Here is an 18,782-nt window from a genome sequence, read left to right on the forward strand (position 1 = left end):
AATGGCAGTTGATTAATTATAAATCCAGTCCAAACTGAGACGGGTGATATGGGTCACAGCCAGCCCGTTTTTTCTCCGGTCACCTGCACAATGTCCTAACAGTACATGTTTACCGGTGAAATGTATAGCTGTATAACAATACCATCCATCCGGGTCATCCTCCACCGTTTTGATATGCTCCCATGTTTTACCTTCATCTTTCGAAACCGCTACATTAAATGGGGTGCGCTTGCCTTTGATGTCTGGATTACTACCATCATTATTATTCCATACCAGCAGCAAATCTCCTGTTGAAGGAATCCGTTCAATAGAAGCAGGAGATACCGGAGATTTAATATTACTGGGCACAGCAGGGCTCCAGGTTTTCCCTTTGTTTTTTGAATATGATAAATACTGTACCCCGCCATTTGTCCTGATGATCATAAGAATTTTTCCATTCTTCAGTTCTACCAGTCCGGGTTCCTGAGTGATTACTTTGTCCGGGTTAGGTACTTCTGCACCTGGTTGCCACGTTTTACCATTGTTATCCGAATAGTAACTGAACAAGCGTCCGTTTTCATGCCATTTCTCTTCACCAGGTACCTTATGCAATGCTACTGACAAAAGTATCCTGCCATTTTTCAACTGGATAACACGATTGTTGTTCAGTACAAAATATCCCTTCTTATCAGTAATACATGGAACCGGATCGCCCCAGGTGGCAGCTTCATCAGTGGAGATTCTCATCATAGGAATACAATCCTCCTCGGAATTTTTCCTTACATAAAACAAGGCGATGGCACCATTTTGCAGCCGGAGTAAGGAAACAGACATTACATTCATATCCCCTTCTTTCGCTACAATCATTTTATCTTCAGTAGTCCATGTTTTGCCACCATCACCGGAATACCGGCCCGCCAGAAAAGCAGGGGCATGATCACCTCCTGATTTACCGGTATAGCGGCTATACACAAACAGTATGCGCCCATCTTTCAGATCAATAAAATCACCTTCACTATTCCTTGGATTATCAGGACCTGGGTCAAGGCTTAAAACCACTTCCTTGCCTGGGTCCTGTGGGTGTTTGTTATCTTCAGATATGTTTTTAAATCCGAGAATGGTCCCTGCCATCAGCAGGCCAATTCCTATTTTTGATAAAACATTCATTGCGAATTTAATTTTAGGTGACTGATAATTAATATCCAGGGTTTTGAGTAATTTTTGCGTTCAGGCTAATAGTACTTTCCGAAATAGGAAACAACAACAGGTAGTCTTTTCCCTTTCTGTTTTGCAGAGAAGGTACCAGATCAAACGCTTTGTTGAATCTTACCAGATCCCACCAGCGTTTAGCTTCAAAGGATAACTCCAATAGCCTTTCTTTCAAGATAGCATCATCATTTTCCTGCAATGAAGCTGATACAAACCGGTGGTCTTCAAATTTCACACCGTATGCTCTTTGGCGCACCTGGTTTATTTCATTCGCGGGATCCATTTTCAGTGCATTCTTTGCTTCTGCTATCATCAATAATACATCAGCATAACGATATATGATCACATCATCCAGGAACTTACGCCCTCCTGCATCTACAAATCCTTTATACTTTAAAACAACGGCTGTAAAATATTTGGCGTTTCCCCCAGCATCTTTGGCATATAGTTCAAGAAACGTTCTGTCTTTACGGAGATCATCCGCATTGAATTGTTTCCTTAACGTTTCGGAAGGGGTAATCCAATTATTTCCCCCGCCGGCTCCCAATTTTTGTTTGGTAGCATCATCCAGCCCTTGGGGAATATCTACCGGCCGGATATACAGGTCCTGGTTATAATTGCTTTCTGCTTCCAGGTCGGCATAATTGACGGCAAATAGTATTTCTTTATTCCCTTTATTGGCATAATCAAATACATCATTAAAGTTGCCCAGCAGGGTTATATCAGCCTTTTGTGCTTCCTGCAAAGCAGTCAATGCTATTTGTAAATCCTTATCTCCACCTCCATTCCGTTTAGCAGTCCACAGATATACATCTCCTTTTAGTGCGTTCACAGCCGGGTTACTCCATTCATGCCGTTTATTCCGGAAAGCGTTATCTGAAAATAATTCCAGTGCTTTATCTATATCCGATTTGATTTGCGTGAATACTTCTTCAGCACTATTACGTGGCCGGTATATAGTGTTTGCATCATAACTCTCTGTAGGCTCTTTTACCAGGGGAACGCCTCCCCAGGTACGTACCAATATATAGTATATATAAGCACGCATCGCATACGCCTGTGCGAGTACATTGTTTTTATCCCCTTCCACCGTGTAGGAAATACCAGGTACATATTTAAGCAGCAAATTGGCATCATGTATCACGGTATACAACCCTATCCAGTCAGGAGCGGTTATCTTATCCAACGTATTCTCAAAATAGAGGCGTTTTTCTGCCGGGTTTTGGATGCTGCCTTCTCCTATTACTTCACTCCGGGCTTCCCCCAGATAAAAGAGGGTAGCATTTGTACGCATTCTGAAACGGGCATACATACCGTTCACATATCCTTTTACATCATCTGGCGTTTTCCAGTAAGAATTAACGGTTACCTGACTTATCGGATTTAAATTCAGTTTATTTGTGCAGGAGTATACTGTGAAGGAAATTACCAATACGATAAATGTGCTGATCTTTTTCATAATGATCATTTAAAATGTTACGTTAGCACCTAAAATATAACTACGTGGTATCGGATACCTGCCATTGTCAGTACCTCCATCTTCCGGGTTTAACCCTTTGTATTTTGTGAAGTACTTTAGATTATTCGCCGTAAAATTCAGCCTCAGGTTACTGATCCTGAGTACCGACAATAGAGAGGTTGGCAGACTGTAAGCAATACTTACCTCTCTCAGGGCAAGAAAGTCACCTTTTTCATAAAAGATGGAATTCCCTCTGAAAATATTGTTCTGCGCTTGTTGATCCGCCCAATAATATCTTGGTATGTCTGTCTGATCTCCTTGCTTTTTCCAGGACCTGTAAATGTCTGAAGTGATCCCGATATCTCCCTGAAACTGTCCGTCAAAACCTGCTCTGGAATAGTTGTAGATCGTGTGGCCGAGTGTATAATCCATCCGGACAGTCAATGAGATATTTTTGTAAGAGAAATAGGAGGATAACCCGCCCGTAACCCGGGGATAGATATTTCCCATATACACCTGATCACGGGTGTCAATGGTATCATTTCTGTCAGTATCCAGCCAGTTTACATCTCCTCCAAACTTTCTTTTATCAAGCCCTTGCACCAATACATCATATGGCCCGTCAGCCGCCTCTTTATCAGTAGCATATATCCCTGACTGTTTGTAAGCATAAAGATCACCTATCCTTCCTCCCTCCTGCAGTCCTCCTTTCCAATCATATTTACCTGCCGCAGGATCATATACATACACACCTCCTACACGGTTACGCTCATTAATATTATCAGGCAGGCTTAATATTTTCTGTACGTTAGTAGCGATATTAAATCCCATATTCCAGTTAAACCCTGATTTAGATTGAATAATGACAGCAGACAGTTCCACTTCAATGCCCCGGTTCTGCAGACTTCCGTAGTTTGTTAAAATACTTTCGAAGCCTGTTTCTTTGGGAAGACTGAGGTTGGTAAGCAGGTGGTCTGTCCTTTTATTGTAATAATCAAATAATATACTGATGCGATCATTCAATAATCCCAGATCAAACCCCATATCAAATGTTTCTGTTTGTTCCCATTGCAGATCAGGGTTAGGCATGGTATTATTCAGGATCACGCCCTGGCTGTTGTAACGACCACCAACAGCATACACTCCCTGCGCCTGAAAATCTCCCAATCCCCCCAGGTTCCCATTCACACCATAGCTGGCGCGCAGTTTCAATTTATTCACCCAGTTTGTTATACTCCCTTGCCAGAAAGATTCATTATGCATATTCCATCCGGCTGAGATGCCAGGAAAAATACCCCATCTGTTATTTTTTCCCAGATTTGAAGCACCATCATAGCGGGAATTAATGCTTAACAAATATTTTTGATCGTAATTATAATTGATCCTCCCAAAAAAACCGATCAGTCGTTGACTACTGGAAGAACTACTTACACTCACAGGTTCCGCAGACGCATTTAATGTAGGTACCAGATCGGTTGTAGCCCCCCTTCCGGAGGCCGACTGGCTCAGGTCCTTGCGGTCATAATACGAACCACCCAGATTAGCTTCCAGGCTATGCTTACTCAATTGTTTATTGTAAGTAAAGACTGCATCTGCTTGCTTTTGCCAATAAGTAGAGCTGGAAGTACTCGCTACTCTTGAGTCAATAAAGGACGCTACACCGTCATAGTATGATTTCTGAAAAGCATTATTCGCTGTCTGTACAACGTATAAAGAGGCAGAGGGCTCAAATTTCAACCCCGGAAGAATATCCCAGTCCAATCCCCCTCCCAGCGTAATCCTGTTCAGGTTATTATAAGAATCTGATCTGCTCAGCTGGTATACAGGATTACCAATGCTCCTGTTCTGACCTGGCGCCAATGTTCCATCTTCAAATGTATATTTTACAGTAGGCGGTAGTGCCAGCGCCCTTTCAAAAATCTGGTTTACATTGAATACCTGGTTATCTTTTGAATTGGTAAAATTGGCCATTGCTTTTACCCGGAGATTTTCTTTTAGTTTTAGTCCCCCATTCAAATTGGCTGCAAATCGTTTAAATCCGCTATTAATAGCTATCCCATCGGTGGTTAAATAGCCGACTCCTAAATTAAAATTCGCTTTCTCCGTCCCTCCGCTTGCATTTATGTAATGATTGTGCGACACACTCGTTCTAAATAGCATGTCCTGCCAATCGGTTCCTTTAAATATGAGTGTTTTTGTAGGATCTGCCGGATCAGGTATACTCTCCCATCCTTCATTTAGCTTATGCTCATTTTCTGCCGTTAAATATTGTGTGGTAGCATAGGTATTCTTTGTCAGATTATTACCTGTACCATAGCCTGTGGCTAATCCCAGGGAGTTTAGCTTGGTAGGATCTTTTTCTGCCCTTGCCAGGATTCCCATACGGCCATAGTATACATAGTCTCTGGCAGAGACCAGGTCATATTTTTTAGCCAACTGGGAAACGGTTACATCATACTTGTAACTGATCTGTATTTTACCTGCTTTTCCGGTTTTGGTAGTAATAATAATTACACCATTTGCCCCTCTGGCGCCGTAGATAGAAGTAGCAGCCGCATCCTTCAGTACCTGCAATGATTCAATATCATCACCGTTGATGTCATTCATATCTGTGCGGATTACGCCATCAATAATATACAATGGTGCAGCTCCGTTAGGGTTATTAATAGAGGTCCCTCCTCTTAATATAATTCTTGGAGCAGCCCCTGGCTGGCCGGAAGTGGTTTGTACCCGCACCCCTGCTATACTTCCCTGTAAAGCATTCGCCGCATTAGCATAAGGTACATTGTCAAACACCTTGGTATCGAGCTTGGAAATGGAAGTGGTAAGCATTTCCCGGGATTGTTTGCCATACCCCACTACTACCAGACTGTTTAATGTCTTAACATCTGGCTGTAATACAACATTCAGTGTTGCGGAAGTACCTGCCGTTACTTCCCGGGTAATATATCCCACATACCTGAACTGCAGCACATCCCCCTGTTTGGCAATAATATTGTACCTGCCATTATTATCAGTGGTTACTCCATTGGAAGTACCTTTTACTGAAACACTCACGCCTGGAAGTGGCATATTGTCTGCGGAAACGACAGTACCGGATAACTTATGCTGTTGTAGGGATGAAAATTCGGTTACTCCGCGAGAGGTAGGAGACGCAGACAGCTTGCCCCCGAGCATCATCATGCAGAAGAGGGCCAAAAAAGATGACCTTGGTTGATACATAAAGTAGCTTTTATAAATTAGGCATTCATACTATAATTCTATTTGTAGGACAAATTACTAATTAATATTTAAATACAATAATTATTATTTGGATTAATTTTACCGCTGGAACATCCATATATATAATAGTATGTCACAGAAAAAAAAGCCATTACTGAAGCCGCTGGAAAGCCTGTCTATGACAGACCGGGTAGAAAATAAGCTACGTGAATTCTTTGAAGAGAATGCTTTTAAGCCTGGAGATGCACTCCCGAATGAGCTGGAAATTGCTGAAAGACTGCAGGTAAGCCGTAGTGTAGTACGGGAAGCACTGAGCAGGTTAAGGATGTTAGGTATGATAGAAGCCCGCCCACGAAGGGGAATGGTTATGAGCCGCCCGGATGTGCTAGGGGGTATTGAACGGGTCCTCAATCCCTATATACTGGGAAAAGATACACTGAAAGATATTTTTGAATTACGGTTAATCCTGGAAATGGGGCTGGCAGAACTGCTTTTTGCACGCAAAACATCCAAAGCAATCACTGAACTGGAAGCCATTGTACAAAAACAAGTACAGCTCAAAACCCTTAGCAAGGAAGATGAAATAGAATTTCATGGTAAACTATATGAAATGTCTGGTAATGAAACGCTGAAACGCTTCCAGATATTACTGTTCCCCGTATTTGATCATGTTTATGAATACAGCAAAAAAGAGGTAGAAATTAAAATACAGGACCCTGTGACCCATAAAGATCTGGTAAATGTACTGAAGAAAGGTACCCCTGAAAAATTCAGAGCAGCCATGCATAAACACCTGTCACCTTATTATCAAAGTATATAGTTGGTACTCCCATTTTAGTATGCCGGAATAGCTTTTCTTTAAAGGGAATATACCTGTTTTCGTATACACAAATGCCTTTCTTGTCTACAGATGTAACCGGGCAACCCTTTAAGTAGTAACTTTAAGCTACGTCGCCCATGAAAGTCATTCAAAATAAATCGACCTATAATGCATTTGCCCTCCATGCGCTTATCTGGAGCACAATTCTGCTGTTGCCTTATCTGGTATCTACGGCTTCCAATGATTATAAAATAGGACCAATACCGGGGTTCCTCTTCACCATCATGGGCACAATCCATATGGGTATTTTTTATACCAATGCCTGTTACCTATATCCGAAATTGCTGAACCGGCGCTTCTGGTGGGGCTATTTCATTTCCGTAGCATTACTACTCCTGGTATCCTTCCAATTGAAATACATGGTTATGGCGGCCTGGTTTCCGGAGATGCTGCAAGATAGTGCCTCCTACAAATTTGTGTACGGCTCCTCAACAGGTATATTTATCATCAGTATCGTATATCGCAAGGTAATAGATGCTATCCGCCGGGAAAAAGAGCAAAAGGAAAAACGTACCCAGCAACTGTTTACAGAACTAAAATTTCTACGCTCCCAGATCAGCCCTCACTTCCTCTTTAATGTGCTGACCAACCTCGTTTCCCTGGCACGGAAAAAATCTGATCAGCTGGAGCCTTCTCTTATTATGTTGTCTGGCCTGATGCGGTACATGCTGTATGATGCCCAGGGCAAAAAGGTAGCATTGGAAAAAGAAATCGGATACCTTAACAGCTACATTGAATTACAAAAACTACGCTTTGGCAACGACGTACAGATTAACAGTCAGATCAGCTTACCTCCTGAGGATGGTGCATATATGATTGAGCCCATGTTGCTGATCCCTTTTGTAGAGAATGCCTTTAAACATGGCGTAGGCTATATACAGGACCCACAGATCAATATTAAGCTATCTCTTATACAGGGAGTGATGACTTTTGAAGTATGGAATAAATTTGACCGGGAACAAGATACCAGCAAAGATGAAAGTTCAGGCATAGGTCTTCCCAATGTTCAATACCGTTTAAATTTACTATATCAGGATAAACACCACCTGGTGATTCGCGATGATAATAATTGCTTTCATATTACCTTAACGCTGGAACTTATATGATACGCTGTCTTGTAATTGATGATGAACAATTGGTGCGTGATTTGCTGGAAGATAATATCCGGCAGCTACCTTTTTTACAGCTGGTAAAAACATGTAAAAATGCACTGGAGGCTTATGATATACTGCAGCATGAACAAATAGACCTGATTTTCCTAGACATTCAGATGCCACGGCTCAGCGGATTACAGTTTCTGAAATCATTACAGCATCCGCCGTTGGTGATACTGGTAACAGCTTATGAACAATATGCTTTGGAAGGCTTTAACCTGCAGGTGGTAGACTATCTGTTGAAACCTTTTCCTTTTGAACGTTTTCTGCAGGCCTGCAACCGGGCGAATGAACTGTATCATTTACAACAAAACAACACTACTCCTGCTGATGCTATAGCAGACTTCTTTGTAAATGTAGAATACACCCTGGTTAAAATTACAGTAGCAGACATTGCATATATAGAAGGCTTAAAGGACTATATCAAGATCCACCTGTCTTCTACCCCCAAACCAGTACTGACCCGTATGACGATGAAAGCCATTGAAGAAAAACTCCCCGCTCCTGCTTTTATCCGCACGCATAAATCGTACCTGGTGGCAGCCGGGAAAATCACCACAATTAAACGCGATCTGGTTTGCATTGGCAAGATAGCCATTCCGGTAAGTGAATTTTATAAGGAGAATGTGACCCGCCTGCTTCATCCTCCCAAACCTTAAAACACCGGTAATTACCGCTTTGTCGACACACTTCACCATCAGGTCTATACCAGGATCGCCACCCTGTTTTTCTATAATAGCTTTGACTTCAAATGATTCGCTGTAATCACACAGGGATCAACAGGGAAAACGATTTACTCACTACAAAACTTCAGATCATGGGATTTGCATTCATTATTATCGTACGCATACTATTTGGTGTTTGTATGGTATTCATTATCGGGTACATTTTCGGTGGCTTCTCCAAAAAACCAGGGTTGGCAAAAGGTGCAAGGGTGGCTGCCATATTAAGTATTGTGCTGTTCATCCTGGTCAACATCATGCTGATGCGTTTCGCGTTTAACCGGGCTAACGGACAGCATGCATGGCCACATTGCAACGAGCCAGCCAAAACCACCCTATCCATGCCACATGGCGTGGATACGCCAGCAGGCAAAAAAATATTTTAGTTTTCATTTGGAAATTGAAAACAAATTATGCTATCTTTGCACTCCCAACAAACAAACGGTGGTTGTAGCTCAGTTGGTTAGAGCACTAGATTGTGGTTCTAGGGGTCGGGGGTTCGAACCCCCTCATCCACCCGGAAAAGCAAAAAAGGCGATTCAGAAATGAGTCGCCTTTTCTCATTATTTTCTTTGCAATTCGTTCAAAACAAGGTTAAAGATGTCTGTTTATTTCATTCCATTTATTTCTGCTTTTATAGGATGGATTACTAACTGGGTAGCTATAAAAATGTTGTTTCATCCCCGGCAGCCATTGAAACTGGGATTTTTCACTTTACAGGGCATTTTTCCAAAACGGCAACAACAATTTGCAGAAAAATTAGGTAAGCTGGTGGCGTCAGAATTACTGTCTTTTGAGGATATCCGTCATAAATTAACGGATCCTGAAAAGATAAAGAACATCATGCCACTGGTGGAAGCCCACCTGCACAAATTCCTGAAAGAAAAACTCCCCAAGGCCATGCCTATGCTCGCCATGTTTATTGGCGACAGCACCATCGCACAAATCAAAGGCGTATTAATGGAAGAACTGCATACCCTCTTTCCTTTAATGATAGATCAATACCTGGATAATGTAAAAAGTGAACTGGATCTGGAGAAAATAGTAACGGATAAAGTAGCTTCCTTTTCTTCTGATAAACTGGAAGATATCCTGAATGGTATCATGTCCAGGGAATTCCGCTTTGTTGAAATCATTGGCGGTGTGCTGGGCTTCCTGATCGGTCTGCTGCAATTACTAATGACCCAACCTTTCTGATAGCATGAGGGAGCCTTCGGGTTCCCTCTTCTTTATCCCCTCTGGGGGCTGCCCTTCTCCTCTGCAACCCATCTCCATGGCTTTGTTAACTACTGTTAAGACCTTTTACCGCCCCTTTTTTTAATTTCCTGGGGGCAAAAAACCCACTCATCACAATAATAAACCATTCATACAGCTGACAAGCTAATTTTGCTCCATCAACCCCTATCGGGAAGGAAAAATAAGTTACGATGAAAAAATGGTACGCAGTTTTAGCGGGTTTCCTGCTCTGGCAGACAGCTGTTTTGGCCCAGGCCCCAGGTACTCCCGCTTCAGGCAACAGACCAGCACAAACCAATGGCGCCTCCGGACAGCGCCCGGCTATGCCGCAAATAGGCCGGCTTTATGGCAAACTGGTGGACGCACAGAGCGGTAAACCGGTAGAATACGCTTCCGTAGCCCTCCTCAAACAAAAAGATTCCAGCGTGGTAACCGGGATGCTCACTAAGCCCAATGGCGACTTCAGCCTGGAAAACCTTCCCTTTGGTGCATTTACCATGCGTATCAATTTCATGGGGTATACTACCGTCTACAAAAAGGTGACCATCACTCCGCAAACAACAGATCAGGATCTGGGCAATATAAAACTAAAGGCTAATACCAAAGTATTGCAGGAGGTAGAAATTACCGGGCAAAAAAGCGCCTTTACCATGGGCATCGATAAAAAAGTATTTAATGTAGACAGAAACCTGGTAAGCGTAGGGGGTACGGCTACTGACGTACTTAAAAGTGTGCCTGCTGTAAATGTGGATATTGATGGGAATGTAACTGTACGCAATGCTTCTCCTAATATATTTGTAGATGGTAAACCTTCTACCCTCACCCTGGATCAGATCCCGGCAGATGCCATTGAAAGCGTGGAACTGATTACCAACCCATCCGCCAAATATGATGCGGAAGGGATGTCCGGCATTCTGAACATCGTACTGAAAAAGAATAAAAAGGCGGGCATCAACGGTATGGTAATGGCCGGTGTAGGTACAGGCGATAAATACAATGCCGGTGGTAACCTGAATGTACGCCAGGGCAAATTCAACGTTTTTGCCAACTATAATATTAATGCCAACAGAACAGTGGGTGAGGGCACTACCCACCGTACCAATTTCGGCGGGTTTAATGGGACGCCCGGCGATACCAACTACCTGTTTCAGAACAGTGATAGCCGCAGCCAGCCCTTATTCCAGTTTGGAAGGTTTGGCCTGGATTATTACCTGGATAACCGGAATACCATCTCCATCTCGCAGAATATTGTTGCGGGCGATTTCAAAACTTCAGAGAACCTGCAAAGCATTTTCTCTAACAGTAACAAAGCAGTGACAGCAATGAACGACCGTATCAATCACAGTAATTTTAATTTCCGTAACTATACTACCCAGGTAGGCTTTAAGCATACTTATGCCAAACCTAACAAAGAATGGAGCGGAGACTTTAATTATAATCGCAGCTCAAACGGCCGTGACGGAGACTTTAATACGCAAAGCCTCCTGCCGGATGGCACACCAAAGGGGCAACCGGTATTGCAAAACAATAACAGTGATGGCAAAAGTACCTTTATCACCATTCAAACAGATTATACCAATCCCATCGGTAAAAATGGTAAACTGGAACTGGGCGCCAAAGCTACCTTCCGTGATTACAGCAGCATCTACAAAGTATATAACCAGGATACGCTTACCGGAAAATATAATTTTGTAGACTCCCTTTCCAATGATTACAAATACAATGAACAGATCTATGCAGGATATGTGAACTATGCCAATACAGTTGGCAACTTTGGTTACCAGGCAGGGTTAAGGGTGGAACAGTATGTATATGCCGGGGAGATTCCAAGTCAGCAAAAAAAGTACAGCCCCACCAAAGCAGCGCCAGGGTTCTTCCCCAGCCTGTATTTATCACAGAAGCTGAAGCATGACCAGGAACTGCAGTTAAACTATTCCCGCAGGGTAAACCGGCCTAATTTCTTCCAGTTAATCCCCTACCGGGATTATACAGATCCGCAGAACCAACGGGAAGGTAATCCTAATCTGAAGCCGGAATTTACCAACAGCCTGGAGTTTTCTTACGTTAAAAACTGGACCAATGTAAACTTCCTCGGTACCCTGTATTTCCGCAATACCAACAATATGATCTCCACCATCAGTACACCTATTGGTAAAGACACGCTGTTAACACAGTTTGTGAATGCCAATAAAAATAATTCCTATGGTGCAGAACTTACTGTAAAGAACCAGATCATAAAAGGCTGGGACCTGACTACCAACGTCAATCTCTACCAGAGTGAATTACAGGTACGTACCGCAAAAGAGAACTTCAACAATAAAGGATTCAGCTGGTTTGCCAAAATCAATTCCGAAACCAAGTTGCCGGCTAATTTTACCTTCCAGGTAAATGCTACCTACCAGGCTCCTACGATTGCGCTGCCTAATAACGGCGGTGGCCGGGGTGGTGGATTCATGATGGTACCTGCTTCGGCACAGGGTATGATCAAAGGGTTCAGCAGTGTGGATGTGGCTGTCCGGAAAGACTTCCTGAAAAACAAAGCAGCCTCCCTTACGCTTAGCCTGTCGGATGTATTTAACACCCGGCAATATGAACTGGATCAGACCACGCCTTCTTTCTGGCAGGATTATATCCGGAAACGGGAATCACGTATCCTGAAATTACAGTTCAGCTACCGTTTTGGTAAGTTCGACTCACAATTATTCAAACGCAATAAAAACAAGAAACAAGATAACGACAGCAATATGCAAATGGGAGATCCTGGTCAGGGTTTCTGATGACAACCAATATTTAAATCCTTATCCACGTAATGCGCACTCATTTATTACTGCTATGGGCAGCAACATTTTTTACTGCCTCCGGCTATGCACAATCTACCGGTACCAAAAATGAAATACCTCCTGCTACAGGAGTGAAAATAGTGGGCAAGGTAGTGGAAGGCAATACTACTAAAGCGGTGGAATATGCTTCTGTAGTACTGTTGCGTGCAACAGACTCTGCGGTAATATCGGGTATGTATACACCGCCTGATGGCCACTTTACTTTTGATAAAATCGCACCTGGCCAGTATGTAGTGCGGGTTACTTTCATGGGATATGAGAAACTGGAAAAGGGGGTAAAAACAACGCCGGGCAAAAATACGGTAATCATGGGTACCCTCCGGTTGCAAACCAGCGGACAAACCCTGGCTGCGGTAGAAATAAAAGGAGAAAAACCGGCATTCTCCATGCAGATAGACCGGCAGGTGTTTGATGCCGGTAGCATTTTAACAGCGGATGGCGGCACCGCTACTGATATATTGAAGAACGTTCCCAGCGTAGATGTGGATATCGATGATAATCTTACCATGCGCGGCAAATCCGTTACGGTATACGTGGATGGCAAACCCTCTCCTTTTGGTGACGCGAAAACAGCCCTGCAGATGATTCCGGCAGAAAGCGTAGACCGGGTGGAACTGATCGTAAATCCTTCTGCCAAATTTGAAGCCCAGGGGGGCGGTGGGATCATTAATATTGTGCTGAAAAAAGATAAGGCAATCGGATACAATGTAATGCTGAATGCAGGGGTAGACTCCCGCGGACAACTAAACGGCAGCGCCAATGCCAGCCTGCGGCTCAGGAAATTCAACTTCTTTGGCAATCTCAATGGACGCGATAATCACGCTGATGGCAGCGGATTCAGCAGAAGGCAGAACCTGGTCCCTGACCAAAGCGGCACTACCTTCTTTACACAACAAAGCGCCAATAATAACAGCAGTAATGGTTATGGCGCCCGCCTGGGATTTGATTACTTTCTTGATGATCATAATACGTTTACCATTTCCCAGGGCATGAATAAAAACACCGGCGCCAGCGAGGACAATATCCTCCTGAACTACCTGGACCTGCACCAGTCGCCGTTAAGATCCGGAGCACGCAATAATAACAGCAGCAATAAAAACAGCCATCATAATACCAACTTTAATTACAAACATACTTTTGACAAGCCCAACCAGGAGTTAACGGCATATGTGAGCTACAGTACCAACGGCAGCAATAGCAACAGCAACTACCGCACCCAGTACCAAAAAGCCGGTGCTCCGGAACCCGACCTGCCGGGACTGCAACAGAACAAAAGCAATAATGAAAACCGTTTCTGGAACATACAATCAGATTATACTTCTCCCATAGGCCAGAAAGGTAAGCTCGAAGCGGGTGTAAAAGGTACCATGCGTATGATCGAAAACGATTACAACGCGATGGTATACGACTACGATATAGCGTCTTACCAAAAAAGCAATCAGCTATCCAATACCTATAACTATGAAGAAGATATTTTTGGGGCTTACTTTAATTTTGCCAATGCTATCGGCAACCTCGGTTATCAGGTAGGCGCCCGCATGGAACAATCCTTCCTGAAAGGTTATTCCTTTACAAAAGATACAACAGTTGACAACCGTTTCTTTAATGTTTTTCCAAGCCTTTTCCTGAAGTATAATCTGCCTAAAGACAAAAACAAAAGCCTGGTCTTTAATTACTCTACCCGTATAGACCGCCCTAATTTTGATCAGCTGCTGCCTTACATCAATAATTCCGACCCGCAGAATATCCGGATAGGCAACCCGGAACTACAACCGTCCTTAACACATAAGTATGAAATGAACTATGCGGTTTATTTTCCGGCCAGCAACAATTTTATGAGTACCGGGGTATATTATTCACAAACCAATGACAACATAGAACGGATCAGTACCCTGGATACTATTACCGGTATTACTACCACCCTGCCGCAAAACCTGAGTAAACATAAAGACATGGGAGGTAATTTCACCTACCGCCTGCGCCTTTACAAATGGTGGACCGTAACTACTAATCTGAACCTGCAGTATACACAAATGAGCGGCAGTACCATTGCCAGCTTAAATAATGAAAATATCAGCTATGGGGTTAATGTGAATACCAATATCCGGCTGCCAGCAAAATTCAGTGTGCAGCTCAATGGAAAATACCGTTCTCCCCGGGTATTGCCGCAAGGTACCTTTAAAGCAATGAACGGCATCGATATGGGCATGCGGAAAGAGTTGCTCAAAAACAATGCACTCGCGATTTCCTTAAATGTATCCGATCTGCTTAATACACAGCAATTCAACTCACATTATGTAACCCCTAATTTTATACAGGATTACGACCGCAAGCGTATTACCCGCTTTGTAAGAGTAAACGTGCGTTACCGTTTTGGGAAAATGGACCCGAATCTTTTCCGGAAGAAAAAACATCAAAAAGAAGAGGAAGAAGAAACGGAAAAAGAAAAAGAAGCCCCCAGATCCGGCAACGAAAGATTATAGCACTGTGCCGGATCAAAACCATCCATGCCGCAGACTTCGCTGATAATCAATAAAATCTATCCTTTTTTCCCTGCCAGCATTGGCACAAAGGAGAAGTTGTCGAAAAACTCCTGGTCAAATTCCGTTTCCCCCATACGGGTGATCCTGAGCATACGTTGTATGTCATGGCTACCTACGGGAATGACCATCTTTCCACCTATTTTCAGCTGGTGCAACAGTTTTTCAGGTATCTGCGGAGCTGCGGCAGTTACCAGTATTTTATCAAAAGGCGCATAAGTAGGAAGGCCCTCGTAACCATCTCCATAAAAGAACCGGAGATTGGGATATTTGGTTTTAAACGGGAATTCTTTTACTGTTTCAAACAGTTTCTTCTGGCGCTCAATAGTATAGACACTTACTTTCAGCTCCGCCAGCACGCAAGCCTGGTAGGCGCTTCCGGTCCCTATTTCCAGTACTTTTTCGTACGGCCTTACTTCTAGTAATTGTGTCTGGTAGGCAACAGTGTAGGGCTGGGAAATGGTTTGCCCTTCTCCGATCGGGAATGCCCGGTCCTCATATGCAATGCCCTCAAAGGCTGTATCTAAAAAATAATGCCTTGGAATATTCCCAATTGCCTGCAACACATTTTCATCCGTAATTCCTTTCTGCCGGATACTATCTACCAACTGTTTACGTAATCCTTTTTGCTTATAAGTATCATCATACCGCCTCATATTCACAAAATTAACCTTTACCGGCAATATTCCATGGATGTGGAATATTTCATTTATTCACAAAAACAGGTAAAGCAGCAAGTATAAGGGGTAAAATAGCTTTTATCCTCAGACTTACTGCTTTAAACGTTGGCGCTTCAACGCTGTGCTACTATTTATCGGCCTTGATCTTTAATATAATATCCACATTCGGGAAAACATACAATCCACCAGCAGGGTCTGAAAAGCTATTCATTCCCCATTTGGTGCGGTCTATTTTAAAAGTGGCTTCTGCCAGCAGGGAGGTACCTGTTACATTTACTTTGGCAGGGAAGCTGATAGCCAGTGTTTTCCCCAACATTGTAAAATTCCCTTTTATGATGCAGTTCGCCCCTGCTATCGCTCCTTCAGTACCTCCCTCATAGGGGGCCTGGGAGGTGATAGTGAAAGTGGCCGTGGGGTGCAGGGCTACATTAAAAAACGCGTCTGATTGCAGGTGATCCAGCAGTTCGTCCCGGCCCTCTTCTACCGAAAGATCAAAATCCTGAATGGTGGTAATATCTACTGTAAACGTTCCACCGGCTATTTTACCCTGTTGTACCGTTATATCAGCCGGGGCTACCGTAAAGGCGCCGTGATGGCCTCCCCCATTCTTATACCCTTTCCATTCCAGTTTACTGTCTGCCGCCACTATCCCATATTTACCTGTTATTTCAGGTGGGGTGTCCTTTTTCTTGCAACTGGAGGCAAACACAAGGGCTACTAACATGAATGAGCAATACATTTTTTTCATTTTCCTATAATTTTTTAGTTTAAAAACGTGTGCAAAAGTAAGCGGTGACAGCAAGGCATCCTTCTGGGGGAGTACGGCTTTACAAAAACCAGTGTTTGTACTTAGCTGGCTACTTATTTCGCACATTCACATTTTTATTTTTACTTTACAGCTATATTATAATGGGCTTCCTCCCCTTTAAATGTTAATTTCAGGAGGGTATACGATTTAAAAACACCTTTGTTATAAACCAAAAGAAGATGGATACTAATATTCAAAGTAAAGTAGCACAGTGGCTGAATGGAAAATATGATGCGGAAACGGTGGCCGCTATCCGGCACCTGGAAGCAACTAATCCTGATGAACTGACAGATGCCTTCTACCGTAACCTGGAGTTTGGTACGGGGGGATTAAGAGGGATTATGGGAGTAGGTACCAACCGTATGAATAAATATACGGTAGGCATGGCTACCCAGGGATATGCCAATTATCTGAAACAAGCCTTTACCGGTGAAATAAAAGTAGCTATTGCGCACGACTGCCGTAACAACAGCCGCTTTTTTGCGGAAACTACAGCCAATGTCTTTGCTGCCAATGGTATAAAAGTGTTTTTATTCGAAAGCCTCCGCCCTACCCCGGAACTTTCTTTTACCATCCGCCATCTGAAATGTCAGGGAGGAGTAGTATTAACCGCCTCACACAATCCTAAGGAATATAACGGGTACAAGGCCTACTGGGATGACGGCGGGCAACTGGTACCCCCACACGATAAAAATGTGATCCGTGAAGTAGAAAAGATCTCTTCTATTGATGAGGTAAAATGGAGTGGTGGTGCCGAGAATATCATTAGTATTGGCCAGGATGTTGACGAAGCCTACCTGCAAATGCTGCAAGGCCTGTCTATCCATCCTGAAGTAACCGCCAGCCAGCACGACCTGAAAATAGTATATACCCCCATTCATGGCAGTGGTATCACCCTGGTGCCGCAGATCCTGGCACGCAATGGCTTTACCAATGTACACATCGTAACGGAGCAGGCTACACCGGATGGTAATTTTCCTACTGTGATCTACCCTAATCCGGAAGAAGCGGAAACTATGAGCATTGGCCTGCAAAAAGCCAAAGAACTGGATGCCGATATCCTGTTGGGTACCGATCCGGATGCCGACCGTGTAGGTATTGCTGTAAAAGACCTGAAAGGGGAATGGGTACTGGTAAATGGTAACCAGACAGCGGCCCTGCTTTTTAACTATATCATTGAAGGCCGGAAAAACAAAGGATTAGCCAAACCGGAAGACTTTGTATGTAAAACGGTAGTGACCTCCGACCTGATCGACGTATTTGCTGCTAAAAACAATATCCGTTGTTATAATGTACTTACCGGCTTTAAATGGATTGCAGACCTGATCCGCAGGCATGAACCACAGGAAAAGTTCATCTGTGGCGGGGAGGAATCCTATGGTTATATGATCGGAGATAAGGTAAGGGATAAAGATGCGATCGCTTCTGTGGCCATGATCTGTGAGATGGCCGCTTATGTGCGTAGCCAGGGCAAAACCCTGTTTCAGCAACTGGTCAATATATACATACAATACGGCTTTTATAAAGACCACCTGATCTCCATTACCAAAAAAGGAATGAAAGGTGCGGATGAAATCGCCAATATGATGAAAGGCTACCGGGAAAACCCACCTGCTACCATCAATGGTTCGGCGGTAGTGACCCTTTACGACTACCAGCTGCAGCAGGTAAAAAACCTTAAAACAGGGGAAACACAGGCCATTGACCTGCCTAAATCCAATGTTTTACAGTTTATTCTGGCGGATGGCAGCAAAATATCTGCCCGCCCTTCCGGTACCGAACCCAAGATCAAATTCTATTTCAGTGTGCACGACAAACTGGACAATGTAGCTGACTTTGATGCGGTGAACCAGTTGCTGGAAGAACGCATTGCCAATATTATCCAGGATATGCAATTGAAATAGATCCAACTGTTTATCCGTTTATTCCCTGTATTTATACCTATGAAAGCCGATCAGCCGGTGCTGTAAAAAGTTGTTGCCTGGTAAAAGCCATAGTATGTTATCAAAACATCCGGCTTTTACCAGCGCATATTTGCTGGCTTAATCAACCT

General features: G+C 43.4%; 13 protein-coding genes and 1 tRNA gene. 9 read left to right on the plus strand and 5 right to left on the minus strand.

The features are described 5' to 3' along the window. Positions 1-12: 12 nt before the first annotated feature. From ABR189_RS12235 to ABR189_RS12245, 3 genes are read right to left on the minus strand one after another with little or no spacing between them, the layout of a single operon-like run. Complete coding sequence (locus tag ABR189_RS12235) at positions 13-1,146, minus strand: sialidase family protein (RefSeq protein ID WP_354660783.1); 1,134 nt, start codon at positions 1,144-1,146, stop codon at positions 13-15. Between the two features lie 28 nt (positions 1,147-1,174). Next, on the minus strand, positions 1,175-2,647 hold the full coding sequence (locus ABR189_RS12240; protein ID WP_354660784.1) for a RagB/SusD family nutrient uptake outer membrane protein: 1,473 nt from the start codon (positions 2,645-2,647) through the stop codon (positions 1,175-1,177). 9 nt (positions 2,648-2,656) lie between these two features. Continuing rightward, complete coding sequence (locus ABR189_RS12245) at positions 2,657-5,869, minus strand: SusC/RagA family TonB-linked outer membrane protein (protein WP_354660785.1); 3,213 nt, start codon at positions 5,867-5,869, stop codon at positions 2,657-2,659. A 130-nt stretch (positions 5,870-5,999) separates the two neighbouring features. On the opposite strand from ABR189_RS12245, the gene ABR189_RS12250 reads away from it, so the two are divergent. From ABR189_RS12250 to ABR189_RS12285, 8 genes are all read left to right on the plus strand, one after another. Continuing rightward, positions 6,000-6,689 (plus strand): FadR/GntR family transcriptional regulator, encoded by a 690-nt coding sequence (locus ABR189_RS12250; RefSeq protein WP_354660786.1) that lies wholly within the window; start codon positions 6,000-6,002, stop codon positions 6,687-6,689. A gap of 137 nt (positions 6,690-6,826) precedes the next feature. Then, a complete protein-coding gene (locus ABR189_RS12255) occupies positions 6,827-7,855 on the plus strand; it encodes a sensor histidine kinase (RefSeq protein ID WP_354660787.1) in 1,029 nt (342 codons plus the stop codon). Continuing rightward, entirely contained in the window at positions 7,852-8,562 is a 711-nt protein-coding gene (locus ABR189_RS12260) for a LytR/AlgR family response regulator transcription factor (RefSeq protein ID WP_354660788.1), read from the plus strand. Before ABR189_RS12255 ends, ABR189_RS12260 begins: the two co-directional genes overlap by 4 nt. A 158-nt stretch (positions 8,563-8,720) precedes the next feature. Beyond that, on the plus strand, positions 8,721-9,011 hold the full coding sequence (locus ABR189_RS12265) for a hypothetical protein (protein ID WP_354660789.1): 291 nt from the start codon (positions 8,721-8,723) through the stop codon (positions 9,009-9,011). A 58-nt stretch (positions 9,012-9,069) separates the two neighbouring features. Next, positions 9,070-9,143, plus strand: a tRNA-His gene (locus ABR189_RS12270). An 82-nt stretch (positions 9,144-9,225) separates the two neighbouring features. Further along, positions 9,226-9,822: a DUF445 domain-containing protein gene (locus tag ABR189_RS12275; RefSeq protein WP_354660790.1), complete on the plus strand. Its 597-nt coding sequence runs from the start codon at positions 9,226-9,228 to the stop codon at positions 9,820-9,822. A gap of 230 nt (positions 9,823-10,052) precedes the next feature. Further along, positions 10,053-12,638 carry a TonB-dependent receptor gene (locus ABR189_RS12280; RefSeq protein ID WP_354660791.1) on the plus strand — a complete coding sequence of 862 codons (2,586 nt, stop codon included), beginning with the start codon at positions 10,053-10,055 and terminating at the stop codon, positions 12,636-12,638. 32 nt (positions 12,639-12,670) lie between these two features. Further along, the gene (locus ABR189_RS12285; RefSeq protein ID WP_354660792.1) at positions 12,671-15,184 is read left to right on the plus strand and encodes a TonB-dependent receptor; all 2,514 of its coding nucleotides are present in this window, start codon (positions 12,671-12,673) and stop codon (positions 15,182-15,184) included. 56 nt (positions 15,185-15,240) lie between these two features. Here ABR189_RS12285 and ABR189_RS12290 read toward each other — a convergent pair whose 3' ends face one another. Together ABR189_RS12290 and ABR189_RS12295 are read right to left on the minus strand one after the other, a co-directional pair. Beyond that, positions 15,241-15,897, minus strand: a complete 657-nt coding sequence (locus tag ABR189_RS12290; protein WP_354660793.1) for a protein-L-isoaspartate(D-aspartate) O-methyltransferase — start codon at positions 15,895-15,897, stop codon at positions 15,241-15,243. Between the two features lie 151 nt (positions 15,898-16,048). Next, positions 16,049-16,645 carry a YceI family protein gene (locus ABR189_RS12295; protein WP_354660794.1) on the minus strand — a complete coding sequence of 199 codons (597 nt, stop codon included), beginning with the start codon at positions 16,643-16,645 and terminating at the stop codon, positions 16,049-16,051. A gap of 263 nt (positions 16,646-16,908) precedes the next feature. On the opposite strand from ABR189_RS12295, the gene ABR189_RS12300 reads away from it, so the two are divergent. Further along, a complete protein-coding gene (locus ABR189_RS12300; RefSeq protein WP_354660795.1) occupies positions 16,909-18,633 on the plus strand; it encodes a phospho-sugar mutase in 1,725 nt (574 codons plus the stop codon). Positions 18,634-18,782 lie beyond the last annotated feature (149 nt).

It is taken from the genome of Chitinophaga sp. H8, from assembly GCF_040567655.1.
Taxonomy (GTDB): Bacteria; Bacteroidota; Bacteroidia; order Chitinophagales; family Chitinophagaceae; genus Chitinophaga; species Chitinophaga defluvii.

Excerpts from the sequence above, each read along its gene's own strand:
- ABR189_RS12245 (WP_354660785.1), bottom strand. The coding sequence starts at position 5,869 with ATGTATCAACCAAGGTCATCTTTTTTGGCCCTCTTCTGCATGATGATG.
- ABR189_RS12240 (WP_354660784.1), bottom strand. The coding sequence starts at position 2,647 with ATGAAAAAGATCAGCACATTTATCGTATTGGTAATTTCCTTCACAGTA.
- ABR189_RS12265 (WP_354660789.1), top strand. The coding sequence starts at position 8,721 with ATGGGATTTGCATTCATTATTATCGTACGCATACTATTTGGTGTTTGT.
- ABR189_RS12300 (WP_354660795.1), top strand. The coding sequence starts at position 16,909 with ATGGATACTAATATTCAAAGTAAAGTAGCACAGTGGCTGAATGGAAAA.
- ABR189_RS12235 (WP_354660783.1), bottom strand. The coding sequence starts at position 1,146 with ATGAATGTTTTATCAAAAATAGGAATTGGCCTGCTGATGGCAGGGACC.
- ABR189_RS12285 (WP_354660792.1), top strand. The coding sequence starts at position 12,671 with ATGCGCACTCATTTATTACTGCTATGGGCAGCAACATTTTTTACTGCC.
- ABR189_RS12290 (WP_354660793.1), bottom strand. The coding sequence starts at position 15,897 with ATGAGGCGGTATGATGATACTTATAAGCAAAAAGGATTACGTAAACAG.
- ABR189_RS12295 (WP_354660794.1), bottom strand. The coding sequence starts at position 16,645 with ATGTTAGTAGCCCTTGTGTTTGCCTCCAGTTGCAAGAAAAAGGACACC.
- ABR189_RS12260 (WP_354660788.1), top strand. The coding sequence starts at position 7,852 with ATGATACGCTGTCTTGTAATTGATGATGAACAATTGGTGCGTGATTTG.
- ABR189_RS12275 (WP_354660790.1), top strand. The coding sequence starts at position 9,226 with ATGTCTGTTTATTTCATTCCATTTATTTCTGCTTTTATAGGATGGATT.
- ABR189_RS12280 (WP_354660791.1), top strand. The coding sequence starts at position 10,053 with ATGAAAAAATGGTACGCAGTTTTAGCGGGTTTCCTGCTCTGGCAGACA.
- ABR189_RS12255 (WP_354660787.1), top strand. The coding sequence starts at position 6,827 with ATGAAAGTCATTCAAAATAAATCGACCTATAATGCATTTGCCCTCCAT.
- ABR189_RS12250 (WP_354660786.1), top strand. The coding sequence starts at position 6,000 with ATGTCACAGAAAAAAAAGCCATTACTGAAGCCGCTGGAAAGCCTGTCT.